Source organism: Bdellovibrionales bacterium (assembly GCA_016714165.1).
In the GTDB taxonomy this organism is placed as follows: Bacteria; Bdellovibrionota; Bdellovibrionia; order Bdellovibrionales; family UBA1609; genus JADJVA01.
In genome coordinates this window covers 115,139-131,503 of record JADJNU010000002.1, presented here as the reverse complement: position 1 = coordinate 131,503, position 16,365 = coordinate 115,139, and the positions used below count along the sequence as shown (strand labels likewise).

The following is a 16,365-nucleotide window of genomic DNA, read 5'->3' as shown; positions in this document are numbered from 1 at the left end:
TTTTTTAGTTTTTGCCAGGGACGAGATTGTGAGTAGAATGACCTCTCATGGAGGAGGTGAAAATGAGGCATATTTATCAGAGCGTCCTGAGTATTATTTCCTTTGTTTTTCTGGGCGCATTTATAGTGGCATTTGTTTATTTTTTTTCGATTTGGAATCCTTTGGCTCCCGAAGTGAAAGAGCCCTCTCTTCTTTCAATGAGACTGGAAGGGGTGATTCTTGATACCGGAGACTTTATCAGAACTTTGCGTACTTACCGTGAGGATCCAAATATCAAAGGCATGATCATTCATATTAACTCTCCCGGAGGTTCAGTTGGATCGAGCCAAGAGCTCTATACGGAGATTAAGCGGGTGAGGGAGGAGTTTCGAAAACCAGTGGTTGTGTCAGGCGGGAGCCTTGTCGCCGGTGGCGCCTATTATGCGGCTTCTGGAGCTGACCGCATTGTTGCTAATCCAGGAACTTTGATGGGTTCAATCAGTGCGTTCATGGAGTTTTCTCAACCGAATCAATCTCAGGATGGAAAGACCCACGAACAAATTGTTGTGAAGACAGGTGAGCTGGAAGATCCAATAGCAGGCGCATACCAAATGAAACTGCGAGACAAGGAGTTGTTTCAGGGGATTTTGGTCGAAGTACATGATCAATTTAAGCAGGCCATTCAAAAAAGTCGGTCACTTTCTCCAGACCTCATCAATAAGTATGCTGACGGTCGAATTTTTACGGGAGCTACAGCCGTGCGTCTTGGCTTCGCTGATCAAGTTGGTTCTTTTGAGGATGCTCTCCGGGTTGCGGGAAATCTCGCTGGTCTCGGTGCCAATCCAAAGTTGTTTCGGCCGAGATCTTTGCCTTCAGCTTCTTCCGGATTTTGGCAGGATCGGTTTCGGGTAAATTCCTCAGCAGAAAATATAACTGAGAGCACACAACTCAAAGACTTGCGTGCTCAGCTCCTGGGCCGGCCTCTGTATCTCATGCCAGGATCTTTGTAGACTTGAGAGGGGTACAATGGAAAAAAAAGGAAAAACAAAGGCAAGTAGGAATGCAAATGAGAAGGGCGTAAACCAAAGAAAACCCAGCAGAAATATTGCCGAAAATGGACGAGTACCTCAAGGAAGTGCGGGCATAGGTGAGCTCGCGTCAGACATTTGGCCAACTGAGCGAGATATCATGGCAAGACCGGATCGCTATAGATATGTGCGGAAGCTCATATCCCATGACACCTGCGTTTTTTGTGAAGCAAAGCTCAAAGGGCCGGGTATCGAAAGTTTGGTAGTTTACCGAAGTGAGTTGGCCATGGTAGTACTTAATAAGTTCCCTTACAATACAGGGCATTCTCTTGTGCTTCCTGCTCGTCATTGCGGGAATTTAAATGATTTGTCTGAAATGGAGTACTCGGAGTTGATGAGCCTAGTGCGCCGAACATTTAACATTCTGCAACAAGCCTACAGTTGTGCTGGGTTCAACATCGGACTCAACCATGGGGCTGTTGCGGGAGCTGGAATTCCTGAGCATCTCCATTGGCATATTGTTCCACGGTGGCATGGGGATACCAATTTTTTTCCTCTGATCGCGGAAACCAAAGTTGTATCTGAGACTTTGGAGCAAACTTATAACCGGATTTTTCCGTTTTTTGGGGAATAGACCTATGAATCATCCCGGTTCGTATGAATTGGATCATATTGGCATTGCTGTTTCAAGTTTGATTGAAGGAGCCAAGCTATATGAAGCTCTTGGTTTTGAGAAGCTTTCTGTTGAGGATGTTCCGAGTGAAGGAGTTCGGGTTGGCATTTATGACCTGGCGAATGAATCAAGAATTGAACTCCTAGAGCCTCTTGGTACTCAAAGTCCCATAGCTAAATTTTTGGCCAAGAGAGGGCCAGGTATTCATCACATATGTCTGAGAGTGGAGAATTTGGGTGAACTTCTCAATCATCTCAAGGCCGCTGGGATTCGCCTGATCTATGAGAAACCCCAGCCTGGAGCCCACAAAGGCCTGATTTCCTTTATTCACCCCTCTTCGGCCGGTGGAGTCTTAATTGAACTCAGGCAACGAAACACTGAGGGATTGCCATGAATCGTTATCAGATGCAAAGCTTGGGAATACCTCTTACTCCAACGGTAAAAAAGCTGATTATCGCCAATGTTGCCATATGGTTTATTGGGATTTTGATCATCCAAAGATTTTTTCTGAGCGAGGCCTATTTTTTTGATTGGTTTGGACTCATTCCCGAGCGGATTATCAATGATTTTTGGGTATGGCAGGTCTTTACCTATATGTTCCTGCACTCCTATTCAATTTTTCATCTTCTGTTCAATATGCTTATTCTGTGGTGGGTGGGAGCCGATTTGGAGCCCCGCTGGGGACCACGTTTTTTTCTGACCTATTATTTTGTTTGTGGCGTGGGAGCCGGCTTCTTTTATGTCCTCGGCGTGACCTTCTATTCTCTATTTGGAGGGCATTCGAGTGTGATGAGTGTGCCGGTTATTGGGGCTTCTGGGGCCATTTTTGGCTTGATGTTGGCTTTTGGAATGCTCTTTGGAGAAAGAGTTGTCTATTTCATGATGATTTTTCCAATGAAAGCCAAATACTTTATCGCGCTTCTTGGAGGTATTGAGGTTGTCACTCTTTTAAACTCTGGCCAAGAAAACAATGTTGCCAATCTTGCACATCTTGGCGGATTGGCGGCAGGGTATCTCTTTCTCAAATTTCGTGGCCGTTTTTCTGGATTTAGAGGCGGAGGAAGAGTTCAGAAAAAGGGTGGTCCCCAGCTTCGATTGGTGGTAGACAATGATCGCAGTACGAAGCAGGACGGGGCTTCTGGTGGTCCTCCTCGGTACTGGAATTGATGGCATTGATTCTTGGCTTCACGGCCTTATTTGGAGGTGGTTTTGATGGGCAATTTGAGAAAGTCACTGGATAAGCTGAAATTTGATCAGCGAATGGTAGATTGGAATTATACGGAAGGACTTCTCACAAAAGAAGAATACAGGAAGCATCTGGAGTCCCTTCCTGATATGGCTCACAAGGCAGTGGAGTTGACTTTGGAAGAAGAAGCAAACGGGGCAGATGGAGATTCTCACTTCAACAATAGTCACAATTAAAGACTGTCGCTGGGGCTTTTGGTTTCGCTAGCTGAGATTTTCTTTTTTAAAGTCTCGGACCACTCTTCGCCAACAATTTTAAGTTGGCCTTGGTCGTCCTTTTTTAGATAAAGGGTCTTTTCTCCGAAATCAGACTTCAAGTCTGATTGGTAGGACTGAAGAAATTTGATGATTGCCTCGTTTTCGTGCACAACGATCATTGGATCTCTTGTCTGCACCTGAATGGATTGGTATTTCGAGTTGAGGTTTTCTTTGAATCGCTTCCACCCGGAGCGGTTCATTCCGAGGGATTTAAACTGATCTCCGTAGTATGAGATGTATGTATTGATGTCTTTTGTTTCCCAACTCTTTCGCCAATTATCAAGCCATGAATTTAGCTGATTCATTGTGGTTCGCTGGACTTGAGGCTCTACGTATTCAATTTTTTCCTGAATTACAATTGGGGTGTGCTTAAGTGAAATGAATTCGCCGACCTTTTGGATAACCTCATCTCTGACAACAATGCAGCCACGAGATCCTCGGAAAAGTGATTTGGTTTGAGGAATGGCATGAAGCCAGATTCCGCTCCCTGTTTTGCTCGCCATGACATCAAAAAAGTTGGGATAGTCCATGGTAAAGGCCCGCGAACCATATTCGCTAAAATCAATCTGTTTTCCCTCGTATCGGTTTTGGAAAAAATAAATTCCCTCGGGAGTTTTGAAATCCCCCAAGCTTTGTTTGTTTCCGGATTGGCGTCCCAAATCGGAAGGATAGTAAGCGACTAAACTGATATTGCCATTTTGAAATCTCCAAACAGTGAGGGTCCTTGTGGATTTGTCTACAAGGAATGCGTAGGGAGAAAAAGAGTCAGAATCACTTAATTGGACGAGAGTTGCGGGGTACCTGCCTTCTGGAGGCGGTATTGCCTGCGGGTCAGGCTTGTTTAGGTCAGCGTCCTTTGATTCATTCAACTTTTCTTGGGGAGGCACTAAGTTTGTTTCGCTCTCCACGCGAGCAAAACCAGGAGAACTCCAGCTAAGGAACCCCGAAAAAGCGAATAGTATCGAAATGAAGCAAACCATTTGTCATTCAACCTGAAAAACACAGACCATATCGTCCTATTAGATGATTTCACAGGATGAAAGTCAATGACGAGGCAACGGGTCGAGAGCCAAGATTTGGATGGCGTCACCGAATTTGAATCATTTCCCAAGACGAGACAAATTTTCTGCCGTTAAGACCTGAGTCTGGGCGCCGATAAGATAGTCAGAGGTGCTGAAATGGCAGAAGCAGAAGAGCAGGAAAAACCGAAACGCGACTTGGGTAAGGTCATCACTTTGGTATTTTTGGTAATTAATTTTTCTGTGGTCGGCACGGGGGCATTTTTGGTTTTTTCTTCAACCATCGGTCATAAAGCGAAAGTGACCTCCGAAGAGGAACTCAACAAGGAGCTCGTTGAGTTCCGCAAGTCCCTTCAGCAAAAACCGGTGCTTTACACTTTGGATACCTTCAACACGAATTTGGATGGGGTTCCTCGGAGGCTTATTAGGCTCGAAATGAGCTTAGAAATGTTGGACGAGGAAGGATTTGAGGAGGTCATTTCTCTCGGAGCAGAGGGGCGTGACGCCATTGTCCGAATTTTGAATTCGACAGTCTATACTGAGGTTGAAACGGTACAGGGTAAATTGCAGCTAAAGAATCGAATTATCGCAGAGATGAACGGATTTCTCGACAAAGGTGTCGTTCGCAATGTCTACTTTTCGGATTTCGTCGTGCAGTAGGTTTTTCAAGACCCCTTGATCTCTCGTCCGTCGACTACTGGTGTGCATTGACAGGTTCAGTATCCACGTAGACAATATATGAGGATTCAGCTAGCGGCGATTTTAATCACCGGGGAGGTCCTCGTGGTGCGTGCTTTTTGCTTTTTATTTTTTCTGACACTAAGTGCTCAGGCAGAAATAGAGAAGGCATTGAATTTCTCTGAGCAGATTCACTTTTCAGTTGAAAAATATAAGCTAAAAAATGGGCTTACCGTTCTTTTGCACGAAGATCATAGCGCTCCATTGATCAGCATTCATCAGTGGTTTCGAGTAGGCTCGGCCGATGAAAAGCCAGGTCGGACAGGAATTGCTCATTTTTTTGAACACTTGATGTTCAAGGGAACCACAAAATACTCTAACAAAGAGTTTGATCGTGTTATTCAGGCAAACGGAGGTACTAACAACGCCTTCACGACTCGGGACTACACCGGGTACTACGAGAACATGCCAAGCGGAAAATTGGAACTCATCTTGGATATTGAATCTGACCGACTTCGAAATCTTGTATTTGATGAAAAGGAAATCATGAAGGAGCGCGAAGTAGTCAAAGAGGAGAGACGATACCGAGTTGAGAACTCTGTATTTGGAATTCTGAATGAAACCGTTTTTGAAACGGTATTTAAGACGCACCCTTATCGTTGGCCTGTTATTGGGTACATGAAGGATTTGGATGCCACATCTATCGATGATTTGAAGGAGTTTTATCGAATTTTTTACGCTCCCAACAATGCCGTTTTGGTCATTACGGGGGACTTCAGTATCAGGGCCGCAAAAGGTCTCATCAGCAAGTACTATGATGGCATTCCAGCTCAGGTCTTACCAGAAAGAAAGAAAAACCTTGAGCCAGAGCAAAAGGGCGAGCGAAGCGATTGGCTAAGGATGTGCAGAGCCCCACGATTGCCATTGCCTTTCAGGGCCAGTCCGCTGGGGCTGAGGACTCCTACGCTCTTGATCTATTGGCTAATATTCTGGGTAACGGCTCTTCGAGTAGACTTCATAAGGCTCTCGTTTATCGACAGCAAATAGCGGATCAAGTCGCCGTTTGGTCGGATACCTCAGGTCAAGCTGGTCTTGTTCAGATTGTCTCATCGGTGAAACCTGGATTGGACGCCGACAAGGTAGCGAATTCTATTTATTCGGAACTTTGGAAGCTGCGCAATGAATTTGTTTCTTTGAAAGAGTTGGAGAAGGCCAAAACACAAATTATGAAGGACTATGTTGATTCTCTCAAAACTGTGGGAGGGAAGGCCAGAATTTTAGCTCTTAACGAGATTTATTTTGAGGACTACACTCAATTATTTAAGGACTTGGATAAATACAGCGCTGTAACGGTGAATCAGATCAAAGCAGTTGCTGAGAAATATCTCAAGCCAGAGCAGCGTTCAGTGATTCGTGTTAATCCTAAGGGCTAGAGGCAAAGGGAGTTTGATCGATGAAGAAAATTGTTGGGATTTTTTTGATTTGCACTTTTTGGCCCCTTCTGTTTGGTTGCGCTTTAACGGGAAAAATGGGGAGCAGCGGAGCTAAGACTGGTCAGTTTCAGCTTCGTCCGTATAGGGAAGTCACTCTCTCAAATGGTTTAAAGGTCCTTTTAGTCGAGGATAGTACTCTGCCTTATTTCAGCATGAAACTTTTGGTGCGCGCGGGAGCGAGTGCTGACCCAATAGCGAATTCTGGTGTCGCTTCAATCGTTGGGGAATTGCTCAATAAGGGAAGCACGAAACGTGATGCCATGCAGTTAGCCGATGCGATGGGGGATATAGCTTCATCACTTGAAGTTGACGTCGGCCAGGATTTTACTTTGATTGGCGCGAGTACTTTGGCTCCCTATCGTCAGGCCTTGTTACAGAATTTTTCCGAAATGGTGACCGAACCTTCGTTTGCGGAGGCTGAGGTTCGCCGAGTTCAAAAGCAGGTTCTTTCGGCTCTCCAAAAGACAGTTGATGATCCATCGAATTTTGCAGAAGTGATGTTTGATTCATTTCTCTATGGGACCCATCCCTATGCGAGGCGAGTCTTGGGAAGGAAACATGATGTTCAGAGAGTGCGCCGGAAGAACGTAATTAAATATTACCTTGCATATTATCGACCCAACAACGCCCAGCTTGCCGTTGTTGGCCATTTGGGTCCTGATATTATCGGCGAGCTAGAAGGTGCTTTCAAAGCCTGGACCTCTCGAGATCAAAAGGTCGCGAATTTTCCAGAGGTTCCTCCAGTAAAGGGAGTTCAAATACAGTTGATTGATAAGGGAGATTTGGCCCAAACACAGATTCGTATAGGTCATCCCGGAATCAAACGCACAGATCCTGATTTTTTGAAATTGCGCGTGGCAAATATGATTTTAGGGGGTGCCTTTCGTAGCAGATTGGTAGATGAAATCCGAGATCGTCGCGGTCTCACTTATTCTATCAGTTCTGAATTTGACGCCCGATTAGATAAGGGACCTTTCACTATTTCAACATTCACTCGCAATGACAAAGTTGGGGAAATAGTTGGAGAAACTTTGAAGGTCGTTCAGGAGTTCCGCGATAGAGGGGTGAGCGCAAAGGAAGTTGAGGAAGCCCAAGCTCTTCTTCGGGGAATGTTTCCGAGGGCCCTTGAAACTGCCGAGAAAACTGCTCAGTCTCTTTTGGCTCTCCGGTTTTATGGGGTTCCTGATTCGTATCTAACTGATTATCTGAGTGACATTGGCAAGATCAGCTCCGAAGAGGTGAATGAGGTCATTAAGAAACATCTCAGGCCCGATGGTCTTAAGGTTTTGGTTTACGGTTCGAAGAGTAAGATATTAGACCAACTCCGTCCGATCGGTGTTGTTCAGGTGATGAGCTACAAAGAGTTTATCAACTGATCGAATTTGGTACAATGAGGCTTGCTCACTCTAATTTAAGATGTGTTCCGCAGGATTTGAGATTGGAGAAGCAATAGGCAGATCAGAACCTTCCTTAAAAGCGAAAGAATAACTCGGTTTTCCTGTCGTTTCTGAGTCAACATCTTTCATTCGAAGCGTCATCAGGATATCAATCTTTTGTTCGATGAGCTTCTGAGACTCGCGAATTGCAATTATCTCCTGCCGCAATCCAGAAGTCTTGGCTAACCAGGACGTGAATTCTCGCAAACTAAAAATAAAGGCCAAAACAGTAACCGCAAAAAAGAACAATAATAAATTGGGTGTGACATCATTTAAACGGATAAAGTCATTTAACTTTGATATCCAGTCAAAGAGAACCATGAGTGCTCCTTTCAAGAGCTGTTGAGCTACGCTTCAGACATCGTGTTTCGAGTCTCAGTATATGGGAATCTCTTCGTCACCTCAAGTAACCTGTGACTCAGTCAGGATTTTAGTTGAACAGTTTTAGCTTTTGACCGCATAAACAACTAATCCCAGAACCGCCAAAGCGGCAATTCCCATGAGCGCATAATTGGGTGTCGAAGATGTTCTCTCTGCTTGAATTGAAGCTTGCTTTCTGGATGGATTGGCAGGCTTAGAGGTGGAGGCCAGCTGCTTTTGCTGTGGGCTCTGCAGATTTTGCTTCTGGCCAAGCCTGTAAGGGTCAGAAAAAATAATTGGATTGTTTGTCAGCTGGAGAGTCTGGACCGCCATTTTAAAATCTTGTTCAAAAAATTTCCAATGATTTTGAGCGGCTGAAAGAGTAACCAGAACGGAAAGTTTTCCCTTTACGGTGGCCAAGTACCGAGTTGAATAGCCCTCGATTTCGCTATTCAAATGAAGACCCTCTGTCCATTTCTGCTTATGGATTTCCAAAATCTTGACATATTGGACTTTTGAAATGCTTGGCGTTGCTCCTTTTGCCTGAAGAGGTTTAGGCATTCCCAGATATTTTTGAAACGAATTAAAGGTATCCTCAGGTCCAGCTTCTTTAGCTGAAACAATGATAAGGGCATCTTGAACGGGTTGGTTCAGTTGAAGACGACACACATAGGCAAGCGGATCCTGAAATTGGCAATCCCATCGATTTGAGATTTGAAAATTCAGAAAGGGGGTTGAAATCTGCTTGGCTTGGATGGCGAACGAAAGGGAGAAGGGAAGAATTAGGATGATGAGTTTAAATTTCATTGCTACTTTCTCCTCTTTTTCTTGCCCATAAACAGAAAGTAGTAGGCTGCGGCGGCGAGCAGAATCAAAATGCCTAGGAGCGACGAGCCGACCTTACCACTTCCTGAGCCTTCAGGTGGTACTTCTGCCCCAAAGTCCGACGGTAATACTTGGCCTATTGGAGTTCCGAGTGTTTCTCTGGAGCTACGTGAGGCGGTCAATGGCTTATCAGTGAGCATGGATTTCGTTGCAACGACCTGAAGACTCTGGATGGCCTTTAGAAAATCCTGGCTGTATTTTGTATAGTGGGTTTTATGTGCGGTAAATGTGACCAAAATGGCGATGTTTTCCTTAACCGTCCCAAGATATCGAGTGTAATAGGAGGGCACTTCGCTTCCCATGTGCATTCCGTCGACCCACATGTGGTTGTTGATGACACGATTTTTAACTCCGACAAGTTGCGACGCTATTGGCTTCCCGAGCACGCTGGGAATCGTTTTCGAAACATTCAAATATGACAAATAAGTCTGAAGTGTGTCTGAGGGGCCGACCTCCTTGGCCGTAAGGACGATCATTGCTTCGCGAGTTTTTTCGTAGAAGTCACTTGTGCAGATCCACTCGGTGGCTTCGAGAGAGCACCTCCACTTGGGCGGCAACTCATAACTGACGTAGGCATTGCGGAACAGCTTTGCTTCTGCAACACCCGATAGAAGCACCGTCATAAAAACAAGGGCAAGCAAAGTTATAGGGGTTCTATTCACGAAGAGTCTCCTCATGGTAGGCATGATTAATTATAGGGAAGAACTCGCAACACGGCGAGTAAATAAGAGAGAGAGTCGTTTCAATTCAAGACAGAAGGCCAGAAAAATCACTTCGTTTCAAAACGATACAGAGGCATTGGCAAATTCGCTTGAATTTTGGAGGCCAAATGCACGGCAGGTCAAAGGACGGTATGCCAAATGTATCCTGCTGGGTATTCATGCAAACAAGTCGCTAAAACTCAGCCTTCAACTGAAAATAAGCGTCCATTCCCTGATTGAAGTATTTCATTTCTGTTCCACTCTCTCCCGCTCTGGCCCCCAAAGCAGCCATAAGACGGAGGTCAGAGTAGCCCTCGTAAGTCCAGGTCAGGCGGTAGAATTGACTTCTGTCACTTCCGTTAAGAAAAGCGTAACACATAAAGCTCGAATCATTCCAGGCCCCGGGATTTGGCAAAAATATCGTTAGAAGGCCGTAAGTTCTTCCGAGAAAAAACGGCACAAATTTGTTGTTGGCAATAAGGGTAGAATAAGAGCTTTTATTGTCGTAACCATTTTCTTGCCAAAAGCCTTCGAGACCCAGTGAGACCGTGTCGTCATCACTGTATTTGAACTGGTAGGTTAAACCACCACTCGCACTCTTATCAAACTGCTGGTTACTTTCGGCCCATTCCAGATATAGATCGAAATCTCCCAGAGCAAATGAGAAGTCAGTTCCAAATTTCGTGGGCTGGCCCTTACGACTGTAACTGGAAAAAGTCCATTCGGCCGCTGACAAAGGCACCTCAATTCGTGCGGCGGCACCGGTCTGATTTGTTTCGTTGGCCGCGTCAGTGACGCCGATCAAATAGCCGTTGGCATCTCTAAATGGGATGTGAGCTTTTATCATCGTTATTCCAGAACGAACATCTTCTGATTTTAGAAAATCTCTTTTCTGGTTATTGATAAAATCCGTAGGATTCCAAAATTTTGATGCGCCCCACTTTATCTTTTGCTTGCCTAGGGTCCAATAAACTCTTTTGTTTGTGTTCAAACTAAGCTTCATTTCGTCAAGAGAGCTCGTCGTCTGTTTTTGTGTCAGCCCCGTGATAGGGGATGGAGTGCTCTCGTCAATTGATCCGTCATGAACCAATCGACCTCTGAAAAAGGAGCGAACATCGTCTTTAAGTTGCGAGTCGAGGTACATCTCCAATGTCATCGGATTGGACACAAAGTCCTTTCTAGTTGTGGAATTATTAATTGTATATATTTGCCACTCCGCCTGTAACTTGCCTCCAATTTTTAACCTGTCTGAGTCTAAGGCCTTTTTGTCCTCATCCTGCATCCCTCCTTCCGCAGAGAACCCTTTTTTTAAAGTCTCTTCCAGATTAGCAGAAGGATCTCCTCCTGGAAAATCCTCGGCGTGTGCCAACAGGATCTGTGAAAGAAAAACTGCAAAGATGGGAATTGAAACGGCAAAGGATTTCATTTACTTTTGCTCTCTATCCAGGCTTTGGTGAAAATATTTTCTTCTAATTTTCCGAGATCAGTCTCCTTAATCAGAACGACCGTGGTATTCTCCTTTTCGAGTTCATCAAAAATTCGAATTTCTTCGGGAATCCAGACATCAGCATTTTTTGACGGGCTAAACTGTTTTTTCCATTTGGGATAGAAAGCCGTTCTCATGAGCTTTCCACTCAAAGAATATTCTTCACGTTTGAGCAGATTGCGGTCTTTTTGGTCGACCCAAATGCTTAAAATAGGATAGGCCACGTCAACTCCCTCTTTGGCGGTCAGTTTAAACTTATAAACTTGATAGCTCCCTAGCTTGTCTGCGCCTTGATATTTCGTCGTGTACTCTTCGGCAAGTCTGGATTCATCGAAATCACTTCGCCGAGAATTCGTTCCAGCCAGCTTTTCTCGTTCTGTTCTTCGCTCCCACTTTCCTGTGCCAGGTTGAAAATTCCATAGATTTTTGTCAATTTTTAAGTAGGCTTTTCCTGCCTCCTCCTTGGGTTTCACGAACAAGATCATGAATTTGTCGTCGTCATCTCGACGGTAAACCATAGCTTGAAAAAGTCGGGGTTCCTTTTTTCTTTCAGTTTCTTTCACAAAACATAGCGATTTATAGTCTCCAGAGTTTCTCTGCCTCTCGTCCACCTCTTTGATTGCCGCATCAGCTTGCTCTTGGGTCATCGCCGTATCTGACCATCCATTGAAAGAAAAAAGAATCGAGCTCATTACAATAATTGATAAGAAAACTTCCCGTTGCATTTGTTACTCCGATAGCTTTTTAATATTGGTTAATGGCCGTGATCGGGTTCAAATTAGCTGCCTTTCGAGCTGGAATGAGAGATCCCAGAGTGAAGAAGCCTACCAGCGAAACAAAAATGAAAAAGGCTTGAGAAAATCCAAATGCAAATGAAAGGTGATTAGTCATCAAAAACAACTGAAAAGCTTCGCTCGTAATTGGAACCTTCATTAGGTTGAGTGAGAAGGTTAGTATTCCTGTAATGAAAAGCCCGAGAAGCGTCGAAGGGACCGATATAATAAGAGATTCCAAAAGAAACATCTCCAGAACCCTTCTTTTGTGCATCCCTATCGCACGAAGAGTTCCAATTTCAGTGGTTCGCTCTTTGACCGACATCCAAAGAACATTGATAAGCCCCATCACAATAATAATAGCCAATACGATGGTCAGAATAAATGTCAAGGCACTGAGTAGACTCACAATCCATTTTAAGAACGAGGTTTCGTCCTCCGAGGTTGTGATATCCAGCTTTTGCCCTGTCCAAGACTCTCCGGCCACCCGGTCGAACTTCATCCAAAATGGGGTGGACTCCTTTTCCATTAGCACGTGCCCTTTTGCAGAAAGGTCTTTTCTCATTCGGGCTTCGACATCATTCAGATATTTGAGATCCTTTAGATAAATCATAATTTGCCCGGTCGAATCGGTCCTGGTCTGATAGAGTTCTCGAGTATCCAAAGCATTCATGTAGCCCGTGAACTGCGACATCATTCCTAAATCCTTTAGGATGGAGACCACTTTGAGATCTTTCGTGTTGTTCATATTTCTATATGTGGGCACCGAGACTGTAACCATATCGCCCACGGCCACTTTAAGTTTTTTCGCATGAACCTGAAAGAGGGCAATCGTGCCTCGCTCCTTAAGTCCTGATATGTATCCAGATTCTGACTCTAAGCGGGCCAAGACATTGTCTTCTTGGCTCATGGTTACACCCCACATGGGGATCATAACCGAATCTGTTTCAGAAATGACTTTTCCATAGGCCTTCACTCGGTCGAGAACGATAGTGGCCTCGGGAATCTGAGTTTGAGCGTACTCGAGTAAAGAAAGGTATTTTGTCACCTGCGGATTGGCCGAACTTTGGCTAATCTTATAAAACCCCGCAATATTCAGATGCCCTGTCATGAGGGCAGTGCCGTTGCCAATCATGGTTTCTTTCACACCCTGAACCAAAGAAAGAAGGGAGGCAAAGATCAATGTGACCGCGAAGATTGCACCCGCCAACATGAAGCTCCGCCCCCGCCGTTGCATGACATTTCGATAGGCAATTAAAAAAAAGGTTTTCACGCTATTCTCGTTTCTGCATGGCTTGTAGAGGAGAGATTTTCATGGCCATCCAAGCGGGATATTGCGTGGCAAGGATCGCAATTATCGCCATGATGCCCATGACAGCAAAGAGGAGCTGAGAATTCAGGCTGAGATAGAGGCGAGGGCCGGAATAGAAAAAAGTAGCCACGTCGCCATTTGCCGGAATTCCAAATTTACCAATCAAAAGAACGGCCAGGGATCCTAAAAGAACACCAACCCCTCCAAAAACCAAACTCAACAAAAGTGTTTCATAAAAAAAGAGGCGATAAATAAAATCACTGTGCGCCCCAATTGCACGCATGGTTCCAATTTCTTGCTTGCGATCACGTGCAGCCATCAGAAGAGAGTTCATAATCATGAGGCCGGCTAGCACCAAGGCGATGGCGACAAACAAGTTCAAGAAAACCTTCATCATGAAGGTCATTTGTCCAATAAATCCGGCGGCGTCTTGCCAGGAAACCGCTTTTATTCCGAGGCTGTCAGTTTTTGAAATTTCATTGAGCTCAGTCAGCACTCTATTCAGATTTTTGGATTCTTTTAAGAATACGGCCGCGTTCATAAAAACACCGCTATTGAGTTCTTCCTGGGTGAAATTTGATGCGGTCTCCTTCTTTTCGAAACGAAGATCTAGGGGAAGGCCAATTTTTTTGGCGGAACCTGGTGGCTTTTCTGCTGTATTATCCGATTTAAAAAGATCTTCAATGGATTCACGCCCCACCTTAGATAGGCCCATTTCAGCCTCTAGCTCCTTATTTTGAGCACGACGTTCTTCGGTCAAAAAACCGTAGAGCTCACGGAAAGAAACCAAATCCATGAGACTGAAATTTCCGGCCAGCGGAGAGTTTTCGAAACTCTTGAATCGAAAGGTTCCAAAAACTTTGATGTTGGTCGAAGTCGAGGAGCCATTCTTTGTGAAAGCATTGAGAGGCAGAATGTCTCCAACCTTAACGCGATAAAGAATAAGGTAAGGTGCCACTTCTTTATAAAAGAAATCGTATCTTTGGAGAAAATTTTCGTCAGTCATTTTTAAATAGTCATTGAGCAGAAGCCGAAAATCATCTGACTTTGAAGAAAGTAGACTTTGCAGTTTTGATTTTAGAATCTCTGTCTCAGATGGCCCGAGATGAAGATAGATCTCGGCTGATTGGTCTATATTGGCTTTGACTTGGTCTTGAAGCTCTTTACTGCCACCGATAGTGAGTTTCTCGTTCACGATTTTTTTCTTAATGCTGTCCAGTCTTCGGGCCACTTTGTGCTTGACCATATTTTCATAGAAATAGTCGTGAAATAAGAAACCCCTCGCACCTTGGGGGATCATCTCGCCCTTCACGATTTCAAATTGTGGAAAATTCTTCTGGAAGAGTTGAGGATCTGTCCCGATGTAGCTAAAGAAAATCATGTTGTCGTCAAAAATAAGGGGAGCTATTTTGTTGGCTAAAAATTCAATTTTGTTCTCGTAATTTTTGTCGAAGTCTGTCCAAAATCGATCACCTGTCGCCGTTTTGAGATTGAGCTCTGCCGCTTTCGCTTCGGAGGGGCTGAGAAGACCAACTTCATCAAACTTGCCTTCTAGATTTCTTTCTATTTCTTCAATGAGGAAGAGTATCCTTTTCTTTTGAGACTCGATCTTATTTAAATCGCGAATATCCTCTTTATAGGATTTTCTCAGTGTTTCTAAAAAGTGATCTAAAATATTGCTCGGGCTAATTTGGGCAAAACTTGTGCCCATGGGAACGATGGAGGCAACCTGCGGATTTTTAAGAATTTGATCCGCAATCTTTTTAAAGTTGTCGAGGTGGCCAACATCAGTGGGAGATCCATCCATGTTCCCAAATACCGATAGATTTTCTTTTGCCTCCGAGGAATAAATTTGGAGATCGCCGGTGATACTTTGTGTTGTGCTGTTTTTCATTCCACTCGATACGCCATCGACAAAGGAATGGCCTAATACTGCCAAGAAAGCTCCAAAGCAAAGGATGATTCCGACAATGAGAGTTCTCACGCGATGAAGAAAAACGTTTCTAGCTGCAATTTTTAATACCATCCAATGGTTCATGTCTGTACGAGTCCATCGTGAAGACGAATCACTCGCCGAGCTTGGTTCATGATAGAGGGATCGTGGGTTGAAAAAAGAAACGTCGTGTTTTCGCTAGCATTGATTTCTTTCATCAGGTCAATAATATTTTGCCCTGTGACCGAGTCGAGATTAGCGGTGGGTTCGTCGGCTAGGACAATCTGCGGCCTTGTGACAAGTGCTCGTGCAATGGCGACGCGCTGCCTTTGTCCACCGGAAAGTTCGCTTGGGCGGTGGTCCGTATAGGGGGTTAACCCAACGCGGCTGATGATGTGATGGACCCGGGTTCGCCTTTCCTTGGCCGAGAGTTTGTTTTGTAAGAGGAGCGGAAACTCCACATTGTCAGTGACGTTTAACACGGGGATCAAATTGAACGACTGAAAAATGAAACCAATTGTATCTAGCCTTAAGTCTGTGAGTTCGCGCTCGGAAAGTGTTCCTGTTTCCTTTCCGCCCACTATCACTTTTCCTTCAGTGGCAGTATCAACGCAACCAATGAGGTTCAAAATCGTGGTTTTCCCAGACCCACTGGGTCCAGCGATAACTGTAAATTCTCCGGAATCGATTGTGAGGTCGATGCCTTTGAGGGCCGGGACCTCGACTTCGTCAAGTTTATAAGTCTTCTTAACCTTTTGAAGGGCAATTGGTTGCACGATTCCTCCAATCCTTTGGATTAAAAAAAATTCTCTCAGACATGAGAATTCGAGTCACCGGAAAAGTGAGGATGCCAAGAGTCTCAGATTGAGTACTTGGACCCACAGATTTTATAAATTTCATCGGTTTATGATTATTTTATGATTATTTTTGGGTGATTTCTCAATGAGCTGCCATAATTTCAATCGAAGCGAAATTCCGAAATCGGAGGCACCCAGTCTGAGAAAATATAGTGGGGCCTTCAGCCACTGAGTGCCCCACTTCTGGAGAGATTCTGTCCCGAGTGAGAGGTGGGCTCTCCATCTCTCAACTCTACTTATCTCTTTTGA

Annotated in this window: 18 protein-coding genes; 9 read left to right on the top strand and 9 right to left on the bottom strand. The window is 44.6% G+C overall.

Translation table 11 applies throughout. The features are described from left to right. The first annotated feature begins 62 nt into the window (after positions 1 to 62). The 5 genes from IPJ71_11780 (at position 63) to IPJ71_11760 (ending at position 3,102) form a co-directional block, all read left to right on the top strand. Positions 63 to 989: a S49 family peptidase gene (locus IPJ71_11780; GenBank protein ID MBK7844358.1), complete on the top strand. Its 927-nt coding sequence runs from the start codon at positions 63 to 65 to the stop codon at positions 987 to 989. Positions 990 to 1,167: 178 nt separating this feature from the next. After that, entirely contained in the window at positions 1,168 to 1,641 is a 474-nt protein-coding gene (locus tag IPJ71_11775; protein MBK7844357.1) for an HIT domain-containing protein, read from the top strand. 4 nt (positions 1,642 to 1,645) lie between these two features. After that, complete coding sequence (gene mce / locus IPJ71_11770; protein MBK7844356.1) at positions 1,646 to 2,074, top strand: methylmalonyl-CoA epimerase; 429 nt, start codon at positions 1,646 to 1,648, stop codon at positions 2,072 to 2,074. Positions 2,075 to 2,085: 11 nt separating this feature from the next. Continuing rightward, positions 2,086 to 2,847, top strand: a complete 762-nt coding sequence (locus tag IPJ71_11765) for a rhomboid family intramembrane serine protease (protein MBK7844355.1) — start codon at positions 2,086 to 2,088, stop codon at positions 2,845 to 2,847. A gap of 45 nt (positions 2,848 to 2,892) precedes the next feature. Further along, on the top strand, positions 2,893 to 3,102 hold the full coding sequence (locus tag IPJ71_11760; GenBank protein ID MBK7844354.1) for a hypothetical protein: 210 nt from the start codon (positions 2,893 to 2,895) through the stop codon (positions 3,100 to 3,102). Here the strand turns inward: IPJ71_11760 and IPJ71_11755 are convergent. Next, positions 3,099 to 4,163: a L,D-transpeptidase family protein gene (locus tag IPJ71_11755; protein ID MBK7844353.1), complete on the bottom strand. Its 1,065-nt coding sequence runs from the start codon at positions 4,161 to 4,163 to the stop codon at positions 3,099 to 3,101. The two genes, IPJ71_11760 and IPJ71_11755, sit on opposite strands and share 4 nt — an antisense overlap. 198 nt (positions 4,164 to 4,361) lie before the next feature. Between IPJ71_11755 and IPJ71_11750 the strand changes: the two genes are divergently transcribed. The 4 genes from IPJ71_11750 (at position 4,362) to IPJ71_11735 (ending at position 7,749) form a co-directional block, all read left to right on the top strand. Next, positions 4,362 to 4,862 (top strand): flagellar basal body-associated FliL family protein, encoded by a 501-nt coding sequence (locus IPJ71_11750; GenBank protein ID MBK7844352.1) that lies wholly within the window; start codon positions 4,362 to 4,364, stop codon positions 4,860 to 4,862. A 123-nt stretch (positions 4,863 to 4,985) separates the two neighbouring features. Next, a complete protein-coding gene (locus IPJ71_11745; protein MBK7844351.1) occupies positions 4,986 to 5,927 on the top strand; it encodes an insulinase family protein in 942 nt (313 codons plus the stop codon). 65 nt (positions 5,928 to 5,992) lie between these two features. Beyond that, complete coding sequence (locus IPJ71_11740) at positions 5,993 to 6,313, top strand: insulinase family protein (GenBank protein ID MBK7844350.1); 321 nt, start codon at positions 5,993 to 5,995, stop codon at positions 6,311 to 6,313. Positions 6,314 to 6,333: 20 nt separating this feature from the next. After that, positions 6,334 to 7,749 carry an insulinase family protein gene (locus IPJ71_11735; protein ID MBK7844349.1) on the top strand — a complete coding sequence of 472 codons (1,416 nt, stop codon included), beginning with the start codon at positions 6,334 to 6,336 and terminating at the stop codon, positions 7,747 to 7,749. A gap of 30 nt (positions 7,750 to 7,779) precedes the next feature. Here IPJ71_11735 and IPJ71_11730 read toward each other — a convergent pair whose 3' ends face one another. The 8 genes from IPJ71_11730 to IPJ71_11695 form a co-directional block, all read right to left on the bottom strand. After that, positions 7,780 to 8,130, bottom strand: a complete 351-nt coding sequence (locus tag IPJ71_11730) for a hypothetical protein (protein ID MBK7844348.1) — start codon at positions 8,128 to 8,130, stop codon at positions 7,780 to 7,782. Positions 8,131 to 8,253: 123 nt separating this feature from the next. Continuing rightward, the gene (locus IPJ71_11725; GenBank protein ID MBK7844347.1) at positions 8,254 to 8,976 is read right to left on the bottom strand and encodes a hypothetical protein; all 723 of its coding nucleotides are present in this window, start codon (positions 8,974 to 8,976) and stop codon (positions 8,254 to 8,256) included. A 2-nt stretch (positions 8,977 to 8,978) separates the two neighbouring features. Continuing rightward, positions 8,979 to 9,716, bottom strand: a complete 738-nt coding sequence (locus IPJ71_11720) for a hypothetical protein (protein ID MBK7844346.1) — start codon at positions 9,714 to 9,716, stop codon at positions 8,979 to 8,981. A gap of 232 nt (positions 9,717 to 9,948) precedes the next feature. Beyond that, complete coding sequence (locus IPJ71_11715; GenBank protein ID MBK7844345.1) at positions 9,949 to 11,181, bottom strand: hypothetical protein; 1,233 nt, start codon at positions 11,179 to 11,181, stop codon at positions 9,949 to 9,951. Continuing rightward, positions 11,178 to 11,933, bottom strand: coding sequence for an outer membrane lipoprotein-sorting protein (locus IPJ71_11710; protein ID MBK7844344.1), 756 nt, complete (start codon positions 11,931 to 11,933; stop codon positions 11,178 to 11,180). The genes IPJ71_11715 and IPJ71_11710 overlap by 4 nt, the downstream gene beginning before the upstream one ends. A 52-nt stretch (positions 11,934 to 11,985) precedes the next feature. After that, positions 11,986 to 13,287: an ABC transporter permease gene (locus IPJ71_11705; GenBank protein MBK7844343.1), complete on the bottom strand. Its 1,302-nt coding sequence runs from the start codon at positions 13,285 to 13,287 to the stop codon at positions 11,986 to 11,988. 1 nt (position 13,288) lies between these two features. Further along, a complete protein-coding gene (locus tag IPJ71_11700) occupies positions 13,289 to 15,364 on the bottom strand; it encodes an ABC transporter permease (protein ID MBK7844342.1) in 2,076 nt (691 codons plus the stop codon). After that, on the bottom strand, positions 15,361 to 16,035 hold the full coding sequence (locus tag IPJ71_11695; GenBank protein MBK7844341.1) for an ABC transporter ATP-binding protein: 675 nt from the start codon (positions 16,033 to 16,035) through the stop codon (positions 15,361 to 15,363). Before IPJ71_11695 ends, IPJ71_11700 begins: the two co-directional genes overlap by 4 nt. Between the last annotated feature and the right edge of the window lie 330 nt (positions 16,036 to 16,365).

Excerpts from the sequence above, each read along its gene's own strand:
- mce (MBK7844356.1), top strand. The coding sequence starts at position 1,646 with ATGAATCATCCCGGTTCGTATGAATTGGATCATATTGGCATTGCTGTT.
- IPJ71_11710 (MBK7844344.1), bottom strand. The coding sequence starts at position 11,933 with ATGAGCTCGATTCTTTTTTCTTTCAATGGATGGTCAGATACGGCGATG.
- IPJ71_11730 (MBK7844348.1), bottom strand. The coding sequence starts at position 8,130 with ATGGTTCTCTTTGACTGGATATCAAAGTTAAATGACTTTATCCGTTTA.
- IPJ71_11755 (MBK7844353.1), bottom strand. The coding sequence starts at position 4,163 with ATGGTTTGCTTCATTTCGATACTATTCGCTTTTTCGGGGTTCCTTAGC.
- IPJ71_11750 (MBK7844352.1), top strand. The coding sequence starts at position 4,362 with ATGGCAGAAGCAGAAGAGCAGGAAAAACCGAAACGCGACTTGGGTAAG.
- IPJ71_11735 (MBK7844349.1), top strand. The coding sequence starts at position 6,334 with ATGAAGAAAATTGTTGGGATTTTTTTGATTTGCACTTTTTGGCCCCTT.
- IPJ71_11760 (MBK7844354.1), top strand. The coding sequence starts at position 2,893 with ATGGGCAATTTGAGAAAGTCACTGGATAAGCTGAAATTTGATCAGCGA.
- IPJ71_11715 (MBK7844345.1), bottom strand. The coding sequence starts at position 11,181 with ATGAAATCCTTTGCCGTTTCAATTCCCATCTTTGCAGTTTTTCTTTCA.
- IPJ71_11765 (MBK7844355.1), top strand. The coding sequence starts at position 2,086 with ATGCAAAGCTTGGGAATACCTCTTACTCCAACGGTAAAAAAGCTGATT.
- IPJ71_11780 (MBK7844358.1), top strand. The coding sequence starts at position 63 with ATGAGGCATATTTATCAGAGCGTCCTGAGTATTATTTCCTTTGTTTTT.
- IPJ71_11775 (MBK7844357.1), top strand. The coding sequence starts at position 1,168 with ATGGCAAGACCGGATCGCTATAGATATGTGCGGAAGCTCATATCCCAT.
- IPJ71_11700 (MBK7844342.1), bottom strand. The coding sequence starts at position 15,364 with ATGAACCATTGGATGGTATTAAAAATTGCAGCTAGAAACGTTTTTCTT.
- IPJ71_11725 (MBK7844347.1), bottom strand. The coding sequence starts at position 8,976 with ATGAAATTTAAACTCATCATCCTAATTCTTCCCTTCTCCCTTTCGTTC.